The following is a 23,874-nucleotide window of genomic DNA, read 5'->3' as shown; positions in this document are numbered from 1 at the left end:
AATCAGCAAGAAAACCACCATAAATGAACGAAAAAAATCCCGCCCAGGCAAAAGGCGGGATTTTGTCTATATGCTGCGGTTGTCAAGGATGGGGCGTCGCAATCTCTTCCTTTCCGTCCTGCTGCACATCCCGGACGATTTGCTGAACCAGGCCGTGAAAATGCGCAAGAAACTCCCGCGCTGTCTCATCCGGGAGATAAGCTTCCCGGTACGTCATTTCCAGATGCAGGGCGCGCTGATTTTCCTGCACGACGACGAAATGCAGATCGAACTTGCCTGGTGCGCCGTCGTACTCGACAGCTTGCAGCTTCAGCCCGTCGATCGTTTCCGCTTCGTGGTGCTGCGCAAACTGGAACATGACATTGAACAGCGGATTTCCGTTGATCTCGCGCGGGACGTTCAGTTTGTCCACAAGCTGGTCGAAGGCGTAGTCCTGATTTTCGTATGCGTCCAGCAGGCGCTCTTTTACCTGGTGCAAATACGTCAGGAAAGACTGGCTGCTTCGTGGCTGGTTGCGAATAGCCAACGTGTTGACAAACATCCCGACGATATTTTCCAGCCCTTCGCGGTGTCTTCCCGAAATGGGCGTACCGACGACAATGTCGTCCTGCCCAGACAGCCTGGACAGCAGGACGGTAAAGGCAGCCAGCATGACCATAAACAAAGTTGTCTCTGTCGAGTGAGCGAGATTTTGCAGCGCTGTCGCCGTATTTTCTTCCAAGGAAAAATGAAGCGTCCGCGATGTCGCCTCTGCTGTCAAGGCCGGGGGGCGGCTGAACCGCAATCGCACCGGGTGGACAGGCTCCTTGAATCGTTCCAGCCAGTATGCTTCCTGCTTTTTCCACTCCTGCGTGTGCATGAGCTGGCTTTCCCAGACGGCGTAGTCTTTGTATTGAAGGCTAAGAGGCTCCAGTTGCCTGTTCTCGTACAGCGCTGCCAATTCTTTGAGCATGATCCCGACAGACAGGCCGTCTGTGATCGCATGGTGCATGTCGAGGATGAGGATGCTCTCTTTTTTGTCCGTCAGTTCGATCAGCGCCGCGCGGAACAGCGGCGCTTTGTCAAGACGAAACGGCCTGACAAAATCGCGAATCATCTCTGCGGCTTCTGCCTCTGTCAGCGCGTAAACCGGAAACGCAAATGGAACAGCGGAATGTACCTTTTGCCGGAGCGCACCGCTCTCCACTTCCAGATGGAACGCCGTCCGCAGCGATTCATGCCGCTCGACAAGTCCCTGTAGCGCTTTTTCCAGCCGCTTGCTGTCCACTCTGCCATTGATGTTGCGGATGACAGGGACGTTGTAGGCAGTGCTTCTTCCCAGCAGTTTATCCAGCATGAACAACCGTTTTTGCGCTGACGATGCCGGGTAATCCGGACGCTTTTCCGCTGCTTCCAAAGCAGGTAACGGGACCATGCTCGCCTGACGCTCGCCGGGCACGGCGGCGCTTTTCTCCGGATGTTCGACCTGCTGTTTTCGCTGCGGCAGGTGTACCGCGCTCCGCACTGGATCGGCTGAATCCGTCGTCAGGTTGTGGCCGCGGGCGTAAACGAGAGGCTCGTCCCCGTCTGCGGCGAGCATGTCCAGGTCTGCCAGTCGCTGGTCGGTATCTTGGACCAGTTGCTCCAACAGATGGCAGTAGTGGCGCAGCAGCCGCTCCATCGTGCGGGTGGCAAACAGCTTCGTGCAAAACTCCAGATTCAACTCGAGGCCGTCTTCTTGTTCGATCGCTTCCAGCATGAGGTCAAACTGGGTCGCCCGATTGTTGATCGGCAAAGCAACCAGCTCGACTCCTGTCAGGCGGGGAAGGGCGTTTTCCATGTTTTGCAGGACAAACATCGTGTCAAACAGCGGATTGCGGCTCAAATCGCGCACAGGTTGCAGCTTCTCGACCAGTTTTTCAAACGGCCATTCCTGGTGTTCGTACGCTTTCAGGCAGCTTTCTCTCACTTCGACCAAAAAGTCGCGGAACGGCTTATCTGGCTGCGGGAAGCTGCGCAAGGCCAGCGTGTTGACGAACATGCCGACGAGCCGTTCAAATTCGGGCTGCTGTCTCCCGCCGACCGGAGAGCCGACGACGATATCGGTTTGCCCCGTATATTTGTGCAGCAGGACATCATAGGCCGCCAGCAGCACCATGTACAGAGTAGAGTTTGTGTCCTCCGCTACTTGCCTCAGCTTTTGGGCTAGGGAACGATCTATGCGAGTCGTCACTTTGTCTCCCTCGAAGCTTTGCAGTGGCGGTCGCGGGTAATCGAGCGGCACGTTCAGCACGGGAAGCTCTCCTTGCAGCACGTCGAGCCAATACGCTTCCTGGGCTTGCAACGTCTCCCGGCGCTTGCCTTGCCAGTTCGCATAGTCTTTGTACTGCATCGGCAATGGTTCCAGCGTCTTGCCTTCGTACAAGGCGGCAAACTCTTGGAGGACGAGCTGGAGCGAAATACCGTCGGCAACAATGTGGTGCATGTCCAAAAACAACAAGTGCTCATCCGCGCCCAGCCGGACTACGTTTACCCGAAACAGCGGGCCGACACCAAGATCAAACGGGCGGATGAACGGGCGAATCAGTTGTTCCGGCTGCTCGTGCTCTGCTCCGTTTGCTTCCGTATAAATAAAAAAGCCGTCTGCTTTTTGCAGCACCTTTTGCAACACTGTGTCGCCGACCAGCTCGAAGCAGGTGCGCAGCGATTCGTGCCGGAGGCTAAGTGCGGCAAACGCTTGCTCGCAGCGCGAAACGTCGAACGGCCCGTACACAACAGCGGCCCATGGGACATTGTAAGCCGTGCCGACGTGCTCGAACTGCGCCAAAACGTAGAGCCGCTCTTGCTCGGAGGAAAGCCGATAATACGTCTGATCCCTCTGCTTGCCTGCTCGCGGAGTCGCTACAGGGTCGGATTGAGACTGGGATTGGGCAGTTTGTGGCGATTGCCGGATGACTTCTGCAAGTTGTCGGACAGTAGGCTTTCGGAACAAGGCCGGAATCGGGATGGACACCCCAAATGCCTTTTTGATCCGCGAGAGCAACGCAACCGCTTTTAACGAGTGCCCTCCCAAGCGGAAAAAGCTGTCCTCAAGACCGATTTTTCGGATGCCGAGCACTTCTTGCCACAGCTTCACCAGTTGCTGCTCGGTTTCGTCTTGCAGTTTTTCAGGGGCAGGTTGTTTTTCACCTTGTTCCTCCGTTTGTTCTTCCGCTTGCGCCAGTTCCGCAGTCGGCACAGGCAGCGCTTTGCGGTCGACCTTGCCGTTTGGCGTCAGCGGCAACGCTTCCAGCAAAATGACAAACTGCGGAACCATGTAGCCGGGCAGCTCTGCATGCAAATAATCGTAAACTTGCTCGGTAGTCAGCGACGACGCGGGCACGACATAGGCGCGCAAGCTCGTATCTCCCCCGGCGTCCTGAACTGCGGTCACGACCGCCTCTTTGACTTGCGGGTGGTCGAGCAGCTTTTTCTCGATTTCTTCGATCTCAATGCGGAAGCCGCGCACTTTGACCTGGTGGTCGACCCGGCCGATGAACACGATCTGCCCGTCCGGCAGTCTTTTCACGACGTCTCCTGTCTTGTACACGACTTGTTCGGGTAGCTCGCTGCTCTGCACAAACCGTTCCTGTGTCAAGTCCGGGGCGTTGTAATAGCCAAGCCCTACCCCGACGCCGCCGATGCACAGCTCGCCTTCCAGCCCTTCCGGGACAAGGCGCATATCTTTGTCCACGACGTACAGCCGGACATTGTCAATCGGCTTGCCGATGGGCAGATTGGTTCCCCACTTCCAGTCTTTTCCATGAATGCGGTAGTAGGAGGCAATATCGGTGCATTCCGTCGGCCCGTACGTGTTGACGATTTCCGCCTCGCAGTTGGCGCTGCGCAGCCACGGCGCGAGCTGGGTCATATGGATCGGCTCGCCGCCCAAAAACACCCAGCGCAAGCTTTTCAGCTTTGCATAGTCGTCGTCCGCACTCGCATCTACCAACGGGTAAAACGCGCTGGGCGTGCAGTTGATCGCCGTAATCCCTTCGCGCTCGATGGTGGCTGCCATTTGCTCGTAGTCGTAAAGGCCAGGCTCGAACAGCACCAGCCGTCCCCCGGTGATGAGTGGCGCGTACAAGTTTTTTTGCGCGAGATCAATGCTGGCAGAAGCGATGAGCAGCATCCGGTCGTTTTCCCCGAGCGAAAATTCTCGCGTGTACCAATGCAGCAAATTGACGAACGCGTGCGCGCGAATCATTGCTCCTTTTGGATTTCCCGTGGAGCCGGACGTATAGAGTACGTACATCAGCCGTTCCGGGTCGTACGGCAGCGGCAAGCTGTCGCTTGGCCACCCCGCCGCGAGCAAATCTTCCACGGCGACGACCTCGGCGTCTGTGTCGGCAATTCGGTCCTGTACCGCGCGCTGGACGAGCAACAGCTTCGCTTGGGAATGGTGCAGCAAGTAGCGCAGCCGTTCTGCCGGATAGCCCGGGTCGACGGGGGTGTAGGCCGCGCCTGCTTTCAGCACGCCAAGCAAGCCCGTAATCAGCTCCAGAGAGCGTTCCGCCATAACGACGACAACATCCCCTTCGCCGATGCCTCTCTGGTGCAAGGCGTGGGCGATCTGGTTGGATTGTGCGTGCAGTTGCTTGTACGTAAGGCTTTGCTCGCCGAACACGACGGCGATGTCTTCCGGGCGCTGCTCGACCTGCTGTTCCAGCATGTGTGCGATGCTTTGCGCAGACGGATAGGCCGTAGCCGTCTCGTTCCAGCCGTAGACGAGCCGCTCGCGCTCGTCGGCAGACAGCATGTCCAAGTCTGCCAGTCGCTGGTCGCCATCCCGCACCAGCTCTGTCAGCAGGTTGACGTAGTGGCGCAGCAACCGCTCCATCGTGCTTGCGAAAAAGAGGTTTGCATCATACTCGATTCGCAAAGAAATGCCGTCACGCTCCACGTCGAAGCCGAGCGCGAAATCATCCTTTTGCCGCGCTGTTTCGGTATGGCGCTGTTTGAGGCGTACGTCAAAGAGCGGATTTCTGCTCGCGTCTTGGTCCGCATCCATTGTGTCCACCAGTTGCTCGTACGAAAACCGCTTCGGGGCGCGCGCCTGCAAGCACGTCTGCTCGATTGCCGCCAAAAACTCGCGCCATGTACGGCTCTGCTCCACGCAACCAGCGACTACCGTCGTGCAAGCTGTCTCGCTGCCACCGCAAGCATGTTGCACAGAATTAGACGTCCAGCCTACGACCACATACTCCTGGCCCGTATATTTCGCGAGCAGCAGCATGAGCGCAGCGAGCAAAACGACTTCCACGGATACCGCTTCGTTTTCGGCAGCAAGCGCAAGCTCCCGTTGTAACGCCAAAGTAGTTTTATACGTGACGGCGTCTCGCTGCCCGCCTTTCACCGCTGGCCGCACAAAATCCAGCGGCAAATTTAATGCATGAGTACGGTTTTGCAGTATAGTCTTCCAGTATTCATCCACTTGCCAATCAGACGCCGACTGCTCGACGCCGACCGGTAGATGGCCGTTCCTGTTGGCAGCACCAGCAAGCTTCTCGATCATCATTTGCGCTCCTTTTCTCTCAAATAAGAGGCTCCCATCACCCGCGCTCGGGGGCAATCACTGCAAAGAGGGAGGCCATTTCCCGCACAGCAGGCTCTTTGAAGATCGAGTAGTGATCTCCCGCCACTTCATGACGGCTGACAGGACGGTAGAAAAAGCCGTTCCACTTGTCTTCTGCGATGGCAGATTTCTGCGCTCTGACCAGGTGCGCCTGGGCAAAAACTTTTCGCGGCGGCTGGTAATGAACATACGCATGTTGCAAATCAAGAAACAAATGCACGTAGCGGTAAAAATCGGTGCGCTCGCCGTAGGCATAGGCCGGAATCGCCTGCATCATCTCTTTCGGCAGCACGGCTTCCAGCGCTTCATACGTCAGGTGGTGGTGCTCCATGTACTGCGCCACCTGTTTGTACAAGCCGTACAACGTCGTTTCCTGCTCCAACCGGGCGATCCACTCTGCCGCCGTGACCATCTGCGCCATCTGCTGGCGGAAGGAGGCGACAACCGCCGGGTCAGGGTGCTGAAGGTGCTGGTGCAAAAGCGGCGGAGAAGAATCGATCAGGACGAGCATCTCTACCTCATCCCCGTCGGCTTCCAACTGTCTCGTGATCTCAAAAGCGAGCAGTCCCCCGAGACTCCAGCCCGCCAGATTGTACGGACCTTCGCCCTGGACCTTTTTGATTTTTTCCAGATAGCTCGTTGCCAGCGCTTCGATGGTGATCCCCCGGCTTCGCTCGCCGTCGCTCCTTTCTGCCGGAATGCCGTAGCAGGTGAAGCGGTCGCCGAGGTGGTGGACCAGTTCAAAGTAGGCGTCGATGCTGCCGCTAATATCGTGAATCAAAAACAAGGGTGGGGACTCGGCAGACCCTTTGTTGATGAGAACGAGGTCGTGATCGTCGCCAGCCGATGCCGGCAGCGCCTCTGCTTGCAGGTAAGCAGCGATTTCCGCGATCGTCGGCTTGGTGTAAACGTCGCTGACGGGAATGTCCATGTTCATCTCCCGGCGAATTTGCGCGGCAATCAAAATGATTTTCAGCGAGTTGGCCCCGACGGAAAACAGGTTGGTACGGACGCCAAGCTGCTCGATATGCAGCACTTTTTGGCAAATCGCCGCGAGCTTCTTTTCCAGCTCGCTGACAGGCAGTTCATCCGCGCTGATGTCGACTGCGACAGCAGGAGTGGGCAGCAGTTTTCGGTTTGCTTTTCCGCTGGCCGTCAACGGAATCTCCTTGACCGCCATAATCGCATCCGGGACGAGGAAGCGCGGCAGTCTTTTGCCAAGATAGCGTTTCAGCTCATCCGGCTCGACCTTGTCTCTGGGCACGTAGTACAGGCAGAGCAACTTCTCGTCTGCCTCGCTCGTTTTGATCGCGGCTGCAGCGGCCTCAACCTCTGGAAGTTCGAGCAGCGCGTTTTCTATTTCGCCCAATTCAATGCGCACGCCCCTGATTTTGACCTGTTCGTCCATGCGACCGAGATACTCGATGTTGCCGTCCGGCATCCAGCGGACGAAATCGCCGCTCCGGTACATTTTGCTGCCGGGGCTCCAAGGATCGTCGACAAATTTTTGCGCCGTGATCGCGGGCTGGTTCACATACCCTCTTCCTACCCCGATCCCGGAAATCAACAGCTCGCCTGCGACGCCAATCGGCTGGAGCGAGTCTGTCTGATCCACTACGTACAGGCGAATATTGTCGATCGGCTTGCCGATCGGAATCGTCGTCCGCGCAGGCTTTTCCCCGTAGTCTTCCGAGCAGTCGAACCACGAAACTTCGACAGTGGTTTCGGTCGGGCCGTACAAGTTGATGAGGCGTGCCCCGTTTCGCGCGTGGATCATCCGGTTGAAGCTGTTGACGGTGCTCGGCAGCAGCGCTTCGCCGCTCGCAAACAGAAAGCGCAGACTGACCAGCCGCGCTGCTTCCTGCTCCATGCGCGGCTCTACATAGGAAAGAAAGCTGCTCAACATGGAGGGGACAAAATGCAAAAGCGTGATGCGCTCGCGAGCGATCGTGGCGAGAATGGCTTCGGGATCTCTCTCCATGCCGGGAGCAAGGAAGCAGACGCGCGCGCCGTGAAAATACCATCCGAACAGCTCCCAGACGGAAACATCAAACGTAAACGGCGTTTTTTGCAACGTGCAATCGTCGGCTGTGATCGGAAACTGCTTGTGCATCCAGGCGATCCGGTTGAGGACGGAACGATGCTCGATCATGACGCCTTTTGGCTGGCCGGTCGAGCCGGAGGTGTACATGATGTAGGCCAGATCGGCGGGGCCGCTTCTCGGCGCCAGATTGGCGTCATCCCGGGAATAGATGGCTGGCTCCTTTACGTTCAAGTACAGCGACTTCGCCTGCGGGCTGCTGTCTCGCGCGTCCCGGTCAACGAGGACGACTTTGGCCTCGCTGTCCGCAAGCAAAAACGTCACCCGCTCTGGCGGATCGTCCGGACTGATCGGCACATACGCGCCGCCCGCCTTCCAGACCGCCAAAAGCGCGACCATCATGTCGACAGACCGCTCCAACATGACGCCTGCCGTTACGCCGGGGCCGACGCCTCTGTCCACGAGCGCTCGCGCCAGTTGGTTGGCCCTTTGGTTCAACTCCCGGTATGTAAGCGCGTGCTCGGCGCAACTGACCGCGAGCTTGTCCGCATACTGTTCGGCGCGTTGTTCGAAGATCGCCTGCAACGTTTGTTCCGCGGGCAAATCAGCCGTTTCCTTGTTAAAAAAGTGCAAAATCTGCTGCCGCTCGGCCTCTGTCAGCAAGCTGTACGCTCCCAGCTTGCGCTCTGGCTGCACGAGAACCGCTTCCAGCAGAACGCTGAAGTGTTCGCCCATTCGCTGAATCGTGGCTGGCTCGAACAGCTCCATGTTGTACTCCATGTTCAGGCAGATCGCTCCCGAGTCGAGAAAATAGACGCCGCAGGCAATATCTTGCGCATTGCCGCTCTGCAGCGTATCCTGTTCCCCTCCGATGATTGATTCCGTAACCGACTCCATCTCGGTGTGAATGTTCAGCGAGACGCGGTATAGTGGATGTTCTGTCCTAGATACGCCATGTTGGCGGCAGATCGTCTCCTCCAGCTCGTCGATGTCGTACTCCTGATGCTCCAGCGAACGGATGAGGCTGTGCTTGACCTGTTGCAAATAGTCGGGAAACGCCTGCTCTGCGGCAGCCTGAAAGCGGATCGGGACGGTGCGGATGAACACGCCGATACTGTTTTCGAGTCCGCTGTAGCGGCGGGAAGATAACATCCCGATGGTGATGTCGGTTTGCCCGCAATAGTTGGCAAGCAGCAGGCCGTAGATGGCCGTCAGGAAAATGCCGGGCGTGACTTGATACTGTTTGGCGGCGGTCTGAATGGCCTTTGCCGTCTGTTCACTCAAAAAGAAGTTTTTGTGTCCGTAAGTGGAAATCAGGCCATGGCTACGGGGGCGATCAAGCGGCAGATTCAGAACGGGCAGCTCGTCGCCAAACAGATCCAGCCAAAAAGCTTTCTTTTCCCGATGCGCTTCCGACTTTTCGAGTTCGTTTTGCCATACGCAATAATCGACGTATTGCAAGTGGAGCTGGGGCAATAGACGCCCCTGGCTGATGCACGCCAGCTCGTGATACACCAGTTGCAGGGAAGTGGCGTCGAAAATAATATGGTGAAAATGCAGGATCAACAGGCTGCCTTCTTGCGGCAAGCGGACGAGGCCAACGCGAAAGAGCGGGAGCTGGTCGAGCGTGTACGGCTGACTGATTTCGACCACGCATTGGCGAATGAACTCCTCCTGCAACGCTTGTTCCTCGGGGGCCTCCCAGTCATGCAGGCGAAAAGAATCCGCAACCGCCTCGTCGTGAACGAACTGGACGACCGCATCGTCTTTGATGCCAACGGTGGTACGCAGCAGTTTGTGCCTTTTGATTATGTACGAAAAAGCTCTCTCCAGTTCGTAAGGCTCGATCTCCTGCGGCACTCTGCGAAGGTCGATCACAGCATTGTCTAGCCCGTCGAAATAGGCAAAGAACATCTTTTTTTGCGTCCAGGAAACAGGGTAGTAAGGTCTGTCCGGCGCAGGCTTGATAAAAGAGCGCGCGTCGTCCTGCGAACGGCGGATATACTCTGCCAGCTCGCTGATCGTGAGGTTCTGGAAAATGTTTTCCAGCGAGATTTCGAGATCGAACTCCACGCCGATTCTGACTTCCAGCTCCAGCGCTTTTAGCGAGTGGCCGCCAATCGCGAAAAAATTGTCATGAATGCCCACGTCGCTTCGCTGCAGCACATCTGTCCAAATCGCTTTCAGTCTTTCTTCGACATCGTCAGGCTTCGTCTGGGTGGTTCCATTCATCGTCTGCTTTTCCCCCTTCTGGATTAGAAAACTTGGCTGCGCCAAGCCTGTGGCGCAGCCTTAGTTGCCCTTATATAAAAAGGAACGGGTCCCGGCGAATGCGCCCAGGTACCCGTCCTTCTCCACATCAGCTATGGAGAAAATGTGTCAACGCTGGCTATACCAGCTTCGCTTCTGCGCTTGCTTGCAGCTCCCTGACGGTGCGGGCGATCCCTTTTGCCGATTCGGCGTCGCCGAGCAGCGCCCGATGGTGAATCCAGATGACCTCTTCGGCAATTTTTCGGGAGACGGGGCAATGTAGCTCGTTCGGGAAAGCGTAGCCTTCTCCCAGGCTGGCGACGAACTGCTTGAAGATCGGCGTATCGTGAATCTGCGTGTAGGCAATATAGGCGGGAATGCCTAGTTCGTTCAGCATTTCCACGAACCGCTCGCGCGTGATTCCGCCAAACGGGACCGGGTTGTAGTAAAACATGTACATGTAGTGCGTATGGAGCGTGCACGCCGCTTCGCGGGTTTGCGGAACGATCCCTGCAATCGTCTGCATTTCGGCATCGAGAATTTGCGCATTGCGCTCGCGGCGCTCGTTCAGCTCAGCGAGGCGGGACGTTTGCGGCAGCAGGACAGCGGCCTGAAATTCCGAAATCCGGTAATTGGAGCCTTCGACCAGGTGCTGATATTTTTTGTCGCCGACAGGCCGCCCTACGTTGTGGTACAGAAAAGCCTGGTCGTACAAGTCCTGGGAATTGGTGACGAGCGCGCCGCCTTCTCCTGCTGTCATCAATTTAAACTGCTGGAAGCTGAACACCCCGGCGTCTCCCATGCTCCCTGCGCGTTTTCCTTTCCATTCTCCGCCGTGCGCGTGGCACGCGTCTTCGATGATAAACAGGTGGAACTCGTCGGCAATTTGCTGGAGCCGATCCATATCGCACAGGTGTCCCGCCATATGTACGGGGATCATGCCGACCGTGCGCGCCGTCACCGCTTCCCGCACTTTGAGCGGATCGAGGCAAAACGTGCCGGGATCGACGTCGACAGGGACAGGGATCGCCCCCAGGCTAATGACGGGCAGCGCTGTCGAAATAAAGGTAAAAGCCGGAACGATCACTTCGTCGCCCGGCTTCACGCCCAGGCTCAGCAAAGCCAGCTCGATTGCGTGCGTTCCGTTCGTCACGGCCAGCGCATGCTTGGCGTGGTGCATCTTTGCAAACACTCGTTCAAACGCTTTGACTTTCGTGCCGGACATGCGCCACCATTGATTGCTGCGCAGCGCCTCCAGCAGTTCTTTTTCCTGGTTCTCATCTGCCATCGGCCAGCTTGGGAATCTTCCTGTCAGGTTACTCATTTGCGAACACCTTCCGTTTCTTTGTTTTTGGCAAACCATTGCAAACCGTAAGCGATCCCGCCCCAAAGCGCCGCATCGTCTCCCAGATTGGAAAGCGTGACGCTGACATTTCGCTGCGGCAAAGTCCCTAGAAACTCCTGAACGAGCGTTTCCAGCAAGCGATAGCGTTCCGGAAATCGGCTTGCCATCCCGCCGCCCACGACCACCATGTCGGGGTCGAACAGACGGACCGCATTGGCAATTCCGATCGCCAGCATCCGTATGGCATCGTCCACAATCGCCTGTGCTGTTGCGTTTCCGGCAGAGGCCAAACGAAACACGTCACTCGCCCTTGCAGCGGGCAGCCCGCTGGCTTGCGCGATTCGTTCCATCGCCCGGCCAGACGCGTACATTTGCAAGCAGCCGAAGCCGCCGCACGGACATTTTTCTCCCCGCGGGTCAACCATCATATGGCCGAGCTCTCCGCTCGCTCCCCTCGCTCCTGCGTACACATGGCCCTGCCAGACGAAGGCGCTGCCAATGCCTGTGCCGACTACTGTGTACAAGAGATGCGGCACCGGGTAATCAAGCCCGAACGCATACTCTCCCAGCGCTGCGAGATTGGCATCGTCAAACAGCACGACAGGCTTGCCGACCATCGCGGCAAAAGTATCGCGGAAGGCGAAGCCATTCCATGCTGGACGATTGGGCCAGGTGACAATCGTTCCTGCGGCATCGTGCACGGCAGCAAGCCCGGTCACAACGCCGCGGATTTTCGTCTGCGCCCCTTGTTCCCAGCCTGCGATGACGCTGGCGACTTGCGAAATCGCTTGCAGCGGTCCCGTTTCCTGCCCCAATTCGAGCCGGGCCGTTTCCAGCATCGTGGCGCCATCGAGAGCAAAGAGCGCCATTCTAGCGGTAGAACCGCCAAGATCGACAGCGACGAGTCCCTCGCTCATGTGACCATCAGTCCTTTGCGCGCTGATTGATAAAGCAGCTCGATCAGTCGAACTACTTGTTCGCCATCCTGCGCCGACGGAACGGGCTGGCTTTTCTCGCGGATACACGCGACGAACTGGTCCGCCTGGCGCTTGAACGCAACGAGCGGATCTGGCTTCGGCGGCAAAGGAAAATACTGGGCCTCTTGACCCGCGTAAGTCAAAAGCAAATGGGGCTGCTTGTACAACCCTTGATCGCTAAAGCCGAACAGCGTATTCAGCGTCAAGCTGCCCCGCTCGCCTTTCAGATGAATCTGCACAAAATCTCCGGCTACGTCGTCCTGCCAGCTTACATGCACCTTGCCGAGCATGCCGCCTGCAAACTGAATCATCCCTACTGCCGTGTCCTCCACTTCTACCTGTTCCGATTCAAAGCCGCCCAGCCAATTGCTGTATCCCTCCCGGGCGAAAAACGGACGGGAATGGAAGCTGCCCAGGCAAGCGACCGGCTCCGACGCTCCTGTCAGGAAAAGCAACTGGTCGAGCATATGGCTGCCCAAGTCAATGAGGACGCCGCCTCCCGAAAGCTGCTTTTGCGTAAACCAGCTTCCCGGTCGGGGAATCCCTCTTTTGCGGCGCCAGGTGACTTCGCACATTTGCACTTCGCCAATCTGCCCGGCTGCGATTCTGAAGCGAAGCTCCCGGATATCGTCCCGGTACCGGTTGACAAAGCCCATCATCAAAACGGTCCCGGTTTCTTCCGCCAGGCGGCGCAAAGACGCGGCTTCCTTTGCTGTGGTCGTCATCGGCTTTTCGCACAGCACGTGGATTCCTTTTTCCAAAAAGTGCCTGGCTATTTCGTAGTGGGTGTGATTGGGCGTACATAAAATGACAGCATCCAGCGGGACCTGTCCGATCTCGCTCAGACGGGAGCACGCCGTCGCTCCCGCCTGTTTGGCCAGGCGCGCCGCCCGTGCCTCGTCTGTATCGTATATCGCGCGCACGGACACGTTATCCAGCGACAAAAAGCACGGGAGATGCGCGTGTTCGGCGATCCACCCGGCTCCGACAATCCCTATGGACATTTGACGTTGTTTAGCCAAAGCATTCATCCTCTTCGTCTGTTGGTTGCGATTCATTTCGGTCGAAAGAAAAGGTTATGTTCCTGCGACCGGGCATGTCAAAAGCTCAAGCGTGAAAGACGCCGCCTGCTTTTCTTTTTCGTACAGGCCGACAAGCAGTTCTTGCAGCGACTCGACTTCGCGCTGGTGCGCCGGAGTAGAGCCTCTGCCCTTGCTGTAATAGCTCTTGTAATAAAATTTGATGAGCGCGTTCCCGAATAGCTCCCACTGCTGGCACAGCGTTTTATACTCGCCCTGCAACTGCTCGCATTCCCGCTCGTTCACCCAGCTTTGCTTCTGCAAGATCAGCGGCAAATGGACGGTAGACTTGCGAAAAAAATACGGATTTTTGATCGCCACGGCCTTGCGCTGAAACTGCGCAGGGGACATTCCGAGCAATCGAGGCTCCAGGCTCTCGGCGAATTGCTTGATCGCAGACAGTCCGTACGTCGTGGAAAGTAGCGTATTTCCCGCATGATCGGTCTTGAACGGCTTGCGCTCTTCGCGCAGAAGCGTCTGGAGATTCGCGCAAATCAGCTCTTTTGTGCACCTGGAAAAAAACGCTGCTTCTTCCTGTGCCTTGATCCGCGTGACGAGCAGAGAAGAAGTCTGCGCGGCTGCCAACGCCCGCTCGAAACAATCGTAAGGCAGCGCGTATGGCTCCATTTTGCTCGGCTGGAGGCAATCCTCTATCAACAAATAGGACCTCGAATGTTCATCGTAGCCGTACAGAAAAGCAGGGTGAATTTGGTGCTGCTTCTCCGCGTCCACGCCAGAAGGATAATGAAAGCGGTCCAGATCGACAAAGACGTAGTATCCGCTGCGCAAAAGCTCCTTGATGGCCACATGCACGCTGTCGTTTGCTTGCAAAGAGCGGGTCTGGAAATCAAGCACAGAAGAAAAATCCAGCCCTCGGGCAACGTCCAGCAGCAGCACGCCTTCCTCATGCGCTGCTGCCGCCTCTTGCCCGCTATCGTCTTCGACAACGTGCAGGTGAAACTGGGCTTGCGCCATGCACGGAGCATACGCGAAGCTTTTGTCGCGATTCATCAGGATCGAGATCAAATTGTTGCTGACACAATTCACCCACGTGCCGTTAAAAGGCTCTGCGGGGAGTGAAAACGCATCCAACACTCCTCACCTCCACGCTCATGCTAGACTGGCTCGCTGATCTGTCTGATGAGCAGATCGGCTTCGTCCGCCGTGATTTTTCCTTGCTCCAAATCGCTCATGATTTGTTCGATCGTCATGCTCCGCTTTGCCGGAGTGGCGCGTTTTCGCTCCAAATAAGCCGCCATATCGTGAACCGTCGGATAGGAGAAAATATCGGAGATCATAAACACGCCGGGATAGGCTGCGTCCAGCTCCTTTTGCAGTCTGACCGCGAGCAGCGAATTGCCGCCCAAGTCTTCGAAGTTGGCAAAAATGCTGATCTCATCCAGCCCCAGCACACTTGCCAGGATGTGCGCGATTTCCTCGTCCCACGCCGTGATCTCCTGATGCTCTGCTTCCTTGATAATCGCGGCCGTTTCCTTGCCTGACACCTCTGCCGGATGGCTCCCGCCGCCAATCGCCTGCGCGACAGCCTGCTCGATGCCCTCTCCCAGCGCGTAATCGCGCACCAGACTGTGTCCAATCGCTTCTTTCGGGAGGCGGCGCTTGAGCTGGCCGACGATGACCTGAGGTTGATCCGCGTGCAAAAGTTCTGTGAAGATCGCCGCTCCTTGTCTGGGCGCGAGGCTCTCGAATGGGCTGTGGCGATTGTCGGCTTCGTGCGCTTGCCCCATCCCGACGTCACGCCACAGCGGCCAGTTGATCGTCAACGCCTTTTTGCCCATCTGGCGCATGTGCGCGGCGTACAGGTCCAGGTAGCTGTTAGCAGCCACGTAATCGCTCTGCCCGATGCCGCCTGTGACGGTGTGCATGCTGGAAAACAGCACAAAGAAATCGAGGTCGTCGGCTTCGGTAAGCTGGTCGAGTAGCCACGTGCCTTTCACTTTGGCGTTCAGCACTTCGCGGATGCGGCTTTCCGGCTTGCGCACGAGCAGTCCTTCTCCCGCCACGCCTGCGCAATGAATGACGCCGCGAATCGCGCCAGACTGCGCGCGGATGTGCTCCAGCACTTGCGAAAGCTCGCTTTCTTCGCTGATGTCTGCGGCGTGAACGTGTACGCTCGCGCCTTGTTTTTCCATCTCGCGAATCGCCGCGATCTGCGAGATTCGCTGCTGATCGGCTCCGGCCGCTTCGATCTCCGGCCACTTTTCGCGTCCGGGCAAGCCTTGGCGGCTGATGAGGTGGAGTTTTGCCGGATGCAGGCGGCTGATCTGCTTGCCGACTTCCAGGCCGAGTCCCCCGGTTCCGCCCGTGATGACGTAGACGCCGTCCGCTTTGATCGCAGCGGTGTCACCTGTCGCCGCCAGCGTCGTTTGTTGCAGGCGTTCCACGTACCGTTTGTTATGGCGGTAGGCGACCTGATACGGCGCATCGGCGACCGAAAATTCCGCGACGATTACAGACGGGTCGGTATAGGCGTCGATGTCGACGAACCGGATGCGCACATGCGGGAACTCTTCCCGCGCCACTTTGCCGAGGCCGAGCAAGCAGCCATGCTCCGGCCGCAGGGTGGTTTCAGTGCCTGTCACCCGGTTGGCGCAGTCCCCGACGAGGATGATGTCCAGCTCGTCGCTAGGCGGATGGGCAAACAGGCTGTCGAGCAAGTAATACAGACTGTAAAAGCCTCTTTGTTCGGCTTCAGCGAGTCCTGTTGCCTCGTGGACGCCTGTGTCTGTCACGCTCATCAGATGCACGATTTTGCGGACCTTTTTCGCCTGCCACTGCGGCCACAAGCGCTGGTAATCGGCGCGCTCCTTGACCTGTCCCGCCTCTGTTCCGAAGGCGACCTCGATCACTTCTCCGTAGACAGCGGCAAACTGCTTGCGAAGCCGTTCGGCCAGCTCGCCTTTTCCGGTGAATACGACCACCGCTTCATCGGCTTTTTCCTGCGGGGAGGCTGCCGCCTCTCTCTCCCGCACGATCCAGTCTTTTTCGTAGTAGCTCGCCGCCGTCCACTGCGTGCGCACCTGCTTGATCGTGTAGCCTTCGATTTCCACCAGCACCTCGCCAGCGGCATTGACAATGTCGATGTCAAAAGTGGCGGTTTGGTTCCCTTCCGTTTGTTCTTGCTGTCTCACATAGCTGTAAATGGCTGCAGGAATCGGCGCGTGGACGCGAATTTCCCGATAGTAAAAAGGCAAATACAGATGCTCGTCAATGCTTCTGATCGCGATGTTCGCCGCGTTGTCCAGCATGGCCGGATGGTAGTGGTAGTCAGCGGCTTCTGCGCGATACGGCTCGGCCAGTTCGATCGCGACCAGGCATTCGCGCTCGCCAACCCGCAGCTCCTTGATGTTGTTCCAGTGCGCTCCGGTCGTGATGTAGCCTCCGGCCGCCTGCAAGTCCGCCGTGTCGCGTCCCTCGGGGAGCGTCCTTTGGAGAGCGGACAAGTCTAGCCGTTTTTGCTCTTGCGTCGGGCGGCACAGCGTTCCTTCTGCGTGCTTGCGCCACGAGCCATCTATCTGATCTTTGCTCGCGATGTGGAAGTGCTTCTCGTCGCCCGCTTTTTTCACCGTGATTTGCAGTTCGTGGCTCTCGCCTTCCAGCAGCGAAAAAGGCTGCAAAAAGGCGAGGTCCTTGATGCCAGTAAGTCCGCCTTGCTGCCTGCCTACCTCGAGCAGCATTTCGATGTAGGCCGTGCCAGGCAAAACGCACTCGTTGCCCACCTGGTGCTCGTTTACGACCCAATCGGCCGCCGCAGAAAAAGTGGTCGTGTACACCGTCTGCTCAAGACTGTCGCAAATCGCCCCGCGCAGCAGAGGGTGCCCCGGCGTTTGCGGCACGGCTTGCCGATTGCCTCGACCGCTGCTCTCCACCCAGCAACGCGTTAGCTGGAACGGATAGACGGGCAGGCTCAGGCGGTTGCACCTCGTCGGGTCGTACAGCCGTTTCCAGTCGACAGTCGCTCCCAAGGCGTACAGCTCGCCCAATGCAAGGTAAAAAGCAGTCTCTTGTCCTCGCCCAGCCTTTGCCGCCAGCAAGTCCTCTCCTTGCCGGGACAGCTCCTGCTTCTCACGCTCTGTCCATTTTTTCTTCTGGCTGTACTGCTGCTCTGTCGCTGCTCTGCTGGCGACGATTTCGTGCGCCTGGTACCATACGCGCTCGCCGGAAGCAAGGCCGTGTCGCTTCAGGTGTTCCAGCTTGCCGAGCAGATCGTCGTAATCGGTAAACACAATCGCGAGCCGATGGCTGTAATGGCCGCGTCCCGTGCTCGCCGTATAGCACAAATCTTCCAGATCGAGCTGACGGTTTTGCGATAAATAAAGGGCGTATTCCGCGACCAGCTTGGACAGCACCTGCTCGTCTTTGGCAGACAGCGGCAGCAAATAGAGCGATGGTGCGACACTCTCCGGCTTTTGCTGTCTGGCGGGGGCCTCTGCTACCACCATGTGGCAATTGGTGCCGCTAAAACCAAACGAGCTGATGCCGGCGATTCGCGGGCCACCCGCCGTTGTCCACTCCCGGAGCCGATCATTGACGTACACCGGGGAAGCAAAGAAATCAATGAACGGATTCGCCTCCAAAAAGTTAAGGCTCGCTGGAAGCTGGCCATGGCGCAGCGAAAGCATCACTTTGAGCAAAGACGCCAGCCCCGATGCTCCGACCGTATGCCCGATATTCGTCTTGACCGTTCCGATCGCGCAAAACTGTTTTTTGTTCGTATGGCGGGAAAAAGCTTTGACCAGCCCGTCAATTTCGATCGAATCTCCCAGTTTGGTCCCCGTGCCATGCGCTTCGATGTACGAAATCGCTTCGGCGGCGACGCCTGCTTCTTGCCACGCTTGGCAAATGACTTCCTCCTGCGCACGTGCATTCGGCGCAGTGATCCCGTCCGATGTTCCGTCGTTGTTGACCGCGCTTCCTTTAATCACGCCGTAAATATGGTCGCGATCCCGCAACGCCTGCTGCAGCGGTTTGAGCAGGACGACGCCGACGCCTTCCCCCCAAACCGTTCCGTTCGCCCGTTTGTCGAAGGTGCGAATGAGATAGTCTTCCGACTCGACCAGCCCGAGCAGCGGATTTTTGATCGGGCTGTAATTGACGTGAATCCCTCCGGCGATTGCCATGTCGCAAACGCCGGAGGAAATCGCCCGGCACGCTTCATGGACCGCAACCAGCCCCGATGAGCACGAAGTGTCGATGACCAGGCTCGGGCCTTTTGTATTCAGCCAGTACGAAATCCGGCTCGACAAGATGGCTGACCACGTGCCGGACAAGAGCAGCGGGTCTTTTTCCGCCGCATTGTCCCGGTACCATTGGCCCCACGTATGGTCCGTGCCGATATAGACGCCGGTGTTCGTTCCGTTCAGCTCTTTGTAGCAATATCCGGCGTCTTCGATGGCTTGGCAGGACGTTTCCAGCATCAACCGCTGCATCGGGTCCATGAATTTCGCTTCGACGGGCGAGATGTGGAAAAAGCCGGGGTCGAACTGATCAATCCGCTGCAAATACCCGCCTTTAAAAAACCATTGCTGTTTATCAGCCTGGCCCCATAACCGCTCATCGAGGCAATCCCGAATGCGCCAATCGGGAAACTCGTCGATGCAGCTTTGCTGATGCTGCAGTTGCTCCCAAAAGCGGGCGAGGTTTTCTCCTTTGGGAAATTTTCCGGCCATGCCGATAATCGCGATTTCTTTGTCCGCGATCGGCTCTGTCAGCTTTTGACACTGGGCAAGCAGCGCGGCAGCATCGGTCGGATGCATTTTTTGCGACGCGACCAGTTCAAAAATGAGCTGTTCTACTGCCGACATCACGCACCTCCTCCTTTGGTTTTGTAGGCGCCAAGCGCTTCGTGCACGGAAATTTCCCGGCTGGCCAGCCGCTCAAGCAAATCCAGCGTCGACGCTGCGCTGACGGCCTCTTTTGCAGGCTGCTGCTTGCTGTCTATGTAGGCAGCCATCTCCGCGATCGTGGAATAGGTGAACACGTCGGAAATGTTGATGATCGGGCCGTATGCTTCTTCCAGCAGCCGGAATAAATAGACAGCCAGGACGGAATTGCCGCCCATGCTGTTGAATTTGGCGGAGACGCTGATTTCCTGGACGCCGAGCACCTGCGCCCAAATTTTCGCCACTGCTCTTTCGGTCGCTGACATGCTGGCTTCGTCTTGATCCAAAATGCGCAAGTGCGCCTTCTTAGTTTCGGCAGCCGCTTTTTCCTCTCGCGGCGCTTGCAGTTGACCTTGAAAAAAACTGGTTAGCGAATCACTCAAGACGTAATCGCGCATCAGGCTGCGGCTGATCGCTTCCTTCGCGAGCCGCCGCTTGAGCTGGCCGACGATGACCTGAGATTGATCCGCGTGCAAAAGCTCTGCGAAGATCGCCGCCCCTTGTCCGGGAGCGAGGCTCTCGAATGGGCTGTGGCGATTGTCCACTTCGTACGCTTGTCCCATCCCGACGTCACGCCACAGCGGCCAGTTGATCGTCAGCGCCTTTTTGCCCATCTGGCGCATGTGCGCGGCGTACAGGTCCAGGTAGCTGTTTGCCGCTACGTAATCGCTCTGGCCCGCCCCGCCCGTCACCGTGTTCATGCTGGAAAACAGCACAAAAAAGTCGAGGCTGTCAGTTTCGGTAAGCTGGTCGAGCAGCCACGTGCCTTTCACTTTGGCGTTCAGCACTTCGCGGATGCGGCTTTCCGGCTTGCGCACGAGCAGTCCTTCTCCTGCCACGCCTGCGCAATGAATGACGCCGCGGATCGCGCCAGACTTCGCGCGGATGTGCTCCAGCACTTGCGAAAGCTCGCTTTCTTCGCTGATGTCTGCGGCGTGAACGTGTACGCTCGCGCCTTGTTTTTCCATCTCGCGGATCGCCGCAATCTGCTCGATTCGTCGCTGATCGGCTCCGGCCGCCTCGATCTCCGGCCACTTTTCCCGCCCGGGCAAGCCTTGACGGCTGATGAGGTGGAGCTTTGCCGGGTGCAGGCGGCTGATCTGCTTGCCGACTTCCAGGCCGAGTCCCCCGGTTCCGCCTGTAATGACGTAGACACCGTCCGCTTTGATGGCAGCGGTGTCACCTGTCGCGGCCAGCGTCGCTTGTTGCAGTCGCTCCACGTACCGCTTGTTATGGCGGTAGGCGACCTGATAGGGCGCATCTGCTACCGAAAATTCCGCGACGATTACAGACGGGGCGGTATAGGCGTCGACATCCAGGAACCGGATGCGCACATGCGGGAACTCTTCCCGCGCTACTTTGCCGAGGCCGAGCAAGCAGCCATGCTCTGGCCGCAGAGCGGCTTCGTCGCCTGTCACCCGGTTGGCGCAGTCCCCGACGAGGATGATGTCCAGCTCGTCGCTATGCGGATGGGCAAACAGGCTGTCGAGCAAATAATACAGGCTGTAAAAGCCTCTTTGTTCGGCTTCCTCCAGCTCTTTTACCGATTGAATCGTTTTGTCTGTCACGCTCATCAGATGCACGATTTTGCGGACCTTTTTCGCCTGCCACTGCGGCCACAAGCGCTGGTAATCGACGCGATTCTTGACCTGCCCCGTCTCTGTTCCGAAGGCGACCTCGATCACTTCTCCGTAGACAGCGGCAAGCTGCTCGCGAAGCCGCTCGGCCAGCTCGCCTGCCCCGGTGAACACGACCACGGCTTCGTCAGCCTTTGCCTTTGCCTGAGTGGGGGACGGCGCTTCCTGCACGACCCAGTCTTTTTCGTAGTAGCTTGCTGCCGTCCACTGGGTGCGCACCTGCTTGATCGTGTAGCCTTCGATTTCCACCAGCACCTCGCCAGCAGCATTGACGATGTCGATGTCAAAGGTCGCCGTCTCGCTCCCTTCCGTTTGCTCCCGCCGCCTCACGTAGCTGTAAATCGCCGCAGGAATCGGCGCGTGAACGCGAATCGACTGGTAGTAAAAGGGCAAATACAGATGCTCGCCAATGCTTCTGATCGCGATGTTCGCCGCGTTGTCCAGCATGGCCGGATGGTAGTGGTAGTCAGCAGCTTCTGCGCGATACGGCTCGGCCAACTCGATCGCAACGAGACATTCCGCGCCTTCGCTGCGCAATTCCTGCAGGTTGTTCCAGCGCGCTCCGGTCGTGATATAGGCGCCGCTTGCCTGCAAATCGGCTGCGCGGGCAGCCACAGGGAGTTGCTTCATGAGAGCCGACACGTCTACGCGTTTTTGCTGCGCTGTCGGACGGCACAGCTTGCCTTCTGCGTGCTTGCGCCACGAGCCGTCTGTCTGATCCATGCTCGCGATGCGGAAGTGTTTTTCGTCGCCCGCTTTTTTCAGCGTGATGTGCAGCGCATGGCTCTCCCCTTCCCGCAACGAAAAGGGCTGCAAAAAGGCGAGGTCCTTGATGACGGTCAGCCCGCCTTGCTGCCTGCCCACCTCGAGCAGCAGTTCGATGTAGGCCGTGCCGGGCAATACGTATTCACTGCCCACGCGATGCTCGTTTACGACCCAATCGTCTGCGGCAGACAGGCCGACGCGATACGTTATGTGGTCGGATGCGCTTTCCGGCAAGCTCGTAAGCAGCGGATGCGGCGGCTTCTGTGCACGGGGAAGCGGCTGCTGTTTGTAGGCCGCGAAGTCCTCCTGGTTGAGCCAGCAGCGCACTTTTTGAAAAGGATAGACAGGCAAGCTGATGCGGTTGCACGCCAGCCCCTCGTACAGCCGTTCCCAGTCGATTTCGGCGCCTGCGACGTACAGCTCACCCAAGCGGAGATAGGAGGGCAGCTCTCTGTCCGGCAAGGCGCTGGTCATGCTTTGCAGCTCCCGCTTTGCCTGTAGCGTCCGCGCGTGCTTTTCTTCCTCCGTCACTTTCAGCCAGCCGCCAGCCCGGGCTGCTATCGTGTCGCCGCCCACCTCGCTTCCGTGAACCTGGTAATACACACGCTCATCTGAGGCAAGCCCGCGTTTTTGGAGCGCATCCAGCTTGCCGAGCAGATCGTCGTAATCGGTAAAAACAATCGCCAGCCGATGGCTGTAGTGGCCGCGCCCGGTGCTTGCGGTGTAGCACAAATCGTCCAGATCAACTTGCCGATGGCTAGCTACATAGGCGGCGTATTTGGCAACTAGCCTCGACAGCACCTGCTCGTCTTTTGCGGACAGCGGAAGCAAATAAAGGGGAGCTGCTTGTTTTCGCTCACAAAAAGCGGGCGGAGCCTCCTGCACGACCATGTGGCAATTCGTGCCGCTCAACCCGAACGAGCTGATCCCCGCCGTCCGTAGCCCTCCAGAAGCGCTCCAGTCGCGCAACTGGTCGTTCACGTAAACGGCGGACGAGCTGAAATCAATCGCTGGATTCGGCTTTTGAAAATGCAGCGAAGGAAACAGTTTTTTGCTTTTCATGGCGTGGATCACTTTTACCAAGCCCGCAATCCCTGCGGCATGATCGAGATGGCCGATGTTGGTTTTGAACGAACCGATGGCGCAAAATTGCTTTTTGCTCGTATAGCGCGAAAAAGCTCGCGTAATGCCCTCTATTTCAATCGGATCGCCCAGCTTTGTTCCGGTTCCGTGCGCTTCGATATAGCTGATCGTCTCGGGATCAATCCCGGCTTGCTCCCACGCCTGGCAAATGACTTCCTCCTGCGCTTTCGCGTTCGGAGCGGTAATGCCGATCGAGTTGCCGTCCTGGTTGATCGCACTGCCTTTAATCACCGCATGAATATGGTCGCGATCCTCCAGCGCTTTTTTCAACGGCTTCAGCAAAACGGCCCCCATCCCCTCGCCTTTTCCGGTCCCGTCGGAACTGGCATCGAACGTCTTCGTTCTTTCGTCCGAGGACTCAATGCCGATTTTGACGTGCGCATGGCTTTTCAGCGGGAAAAGATGCAACTTGATTCCTCCGGCCAAAGCGAGGTCGCAAGCGCCTTCGATGAGCTGGCGGCAGGCAAAATGAATCGCGACGAGCGAAGAGGAGCACGCCGTATCCATCGCGACGGCTGGCCCCTTCAAGTCGAGCAGGTAAGAAATGCGGCTGGCGATAATGGACTGGATGTTGCCGGGAATCGCAATGCCCATCGCTTCCGGCGCAAGAAGCTGGATGCCTTTTTTGTACACTTCGCCAAAATCGGTGCTGTAGCCGATAAACACCCCTGTTCTGCTGCCAGCAAGCTTCGCTCCTCCATAGCCAGCCTCTTCGATTGCTTCCCAGGCCAATTGCAAAAACAGGCGTTGATTCGGGTCCATCAAACTTGCTTCGCGCGGGGATATGTGGAAAAAGCCCGGATCGAACCGGTCGATCTCGGGCAAATATCCGGCTCGGTCAAACTGCGCTTTGGCTCGTTCGATGGGAAGCATGGGCAGGAAAAGGGCAGCGTTTTCCTGTCTGTTTGCCGGGATATCCTGGATGGAGTCGATGCCGAGATGCAGAAGCTGCTCCAGCCGGGCATCCGTGTCAGCCTGGCCTAGCCGGGCGGCGATCCCCACGATGGCAATGTCGTTTTCCGCCTCCTTTTGCTGATCGTGCCGCAAAAAATGAATGAGGCGGGCGGCAACGTTTTTGTCCAACTGCCCGGAGCCGACCTGCTTCAATATATAGGCGTACATCTCTTCTTTTTTTGCCATA

General features: G+C 57.6%; 8 protein-coding genes. All 8 read right to left on the bottom strand.

Going from position 1 to position 23,874, the window contains the following annotated elements:
- Window positions 1–82: 82 nt before the first annotated feature.
- Window positions 83–5,533, bottom strand: coding sequence for a non-ribosomal peptide synthetase (locus M655_RS13810; protein ID WP_286086023.1), 5,451 nt, complete (start codon window positions 5,531–5,533; stop codon window positions 83–85).
- 37 nt (window positions 5,534–5,570) lie between these two features.
- Window positions 5,571–9,866: a non-ribosomal peptide synthetase gene (locus tag M655_RS13805; RefSeq protein WP_026557195.1), complete on the bottom strand. Its 4,296-nt coding sequence runs from the start codon at window positions 9,864–9,866 to the stop codon at window positions 5,571–5,573.
- 157 nt (window positions 9,867–10,023) lie between these two features.
- On the bottom strand, window positions 10,024–11,208 hold the full coding sequence (locus tag M655_RS13800) for a DegT/DnrJ/EryC1/StrS family aminotransferase (RefSeq protein WP_026557196.1): 1,185 nt from the start codon (window positions 11,206–11,208) through the stop codon (window positions 10,024–10,026).
- Window positions 11,205–12,146, bottom strand: coding sequence for an ROK family protein (locus tag M655_RS13795; protein ID WP_026557197.1), 942 nt, complete (start codon window positions 12,144–12,146; stop codon window positions 11,205–11,207). Before M655_RS13795 ends, M655_RS13800 begins: the two co-directional genes overlap by 4 nt.
- Window positions 12,143–13,228 (bottom strand): Gfo/Idh/MocA family protein, encoded by a 1,086-nt coding sequence (locus M655_RS13790; protein ID WP_221842031.1) that lies wholly within the window; start codon window positions 13,226–13,228, stop codon window positions 12,143–12,145. The genes M655_RS13795 and M655_RS13790 overlap by 4 nt, the downstream gene beginning before the upstream one ends.
- A gap of 54 nt (window positions 13,229–13,282) precedes the next feature.
- On the bottom strand, window positions 13,283–14,377 hold the full coding sequence (locus M655_RS13785; RefSeq protein WP_286086022.1) for a hypothetical protein: 1,095 nt from the start codon (window positions 14,375–14,377) through the stop codon (window positions 13,283–13,285).
- Between the two features lie 23 nt (window positions 14,378–14,400).
- The gene (locus tag M655_RS13780; RefSeq protein WP_026557200.1) at window positions 14,401–19,110 is read right to left on the bottom strand and encodes a type I polyketide synthase; all 4,710 of its coding nucleotides are present in this window, start codon (window positions 19,108–19,110) and stop codon (window positions 14,401–14,403) included.
- A complete protein-coding gene (locus M655_RS13775) occupies window positions 19,110–23,873 on the bottom strand; it encodes a type I polyketide synthase (RefSeq protein WP_051353878.1) in 4,764 nt (1,587 codons plus the stop codon). Before M655_RS13775 ends, M655_RS13780 begins: the two co-directional genes overlap by 1 nt.
- Between the last annotated feature and the right edge of the window lies 1 nt (window position 23,874).

Source organism: Brevibacillus sp. NSP2.1 (assembly GCF_000470975.2).
Lineage (GTDB): Bacteria > Bacillota > Bacilli > Brevibacillales > Brevibacillaceae > Brevibacillus > Brevibacillus agri.
The sequence above is the reverse complement of the archived record's forward strand: the minus strand, read 5'-3'. Positions and strand labels throughout refer to the sequence as shown.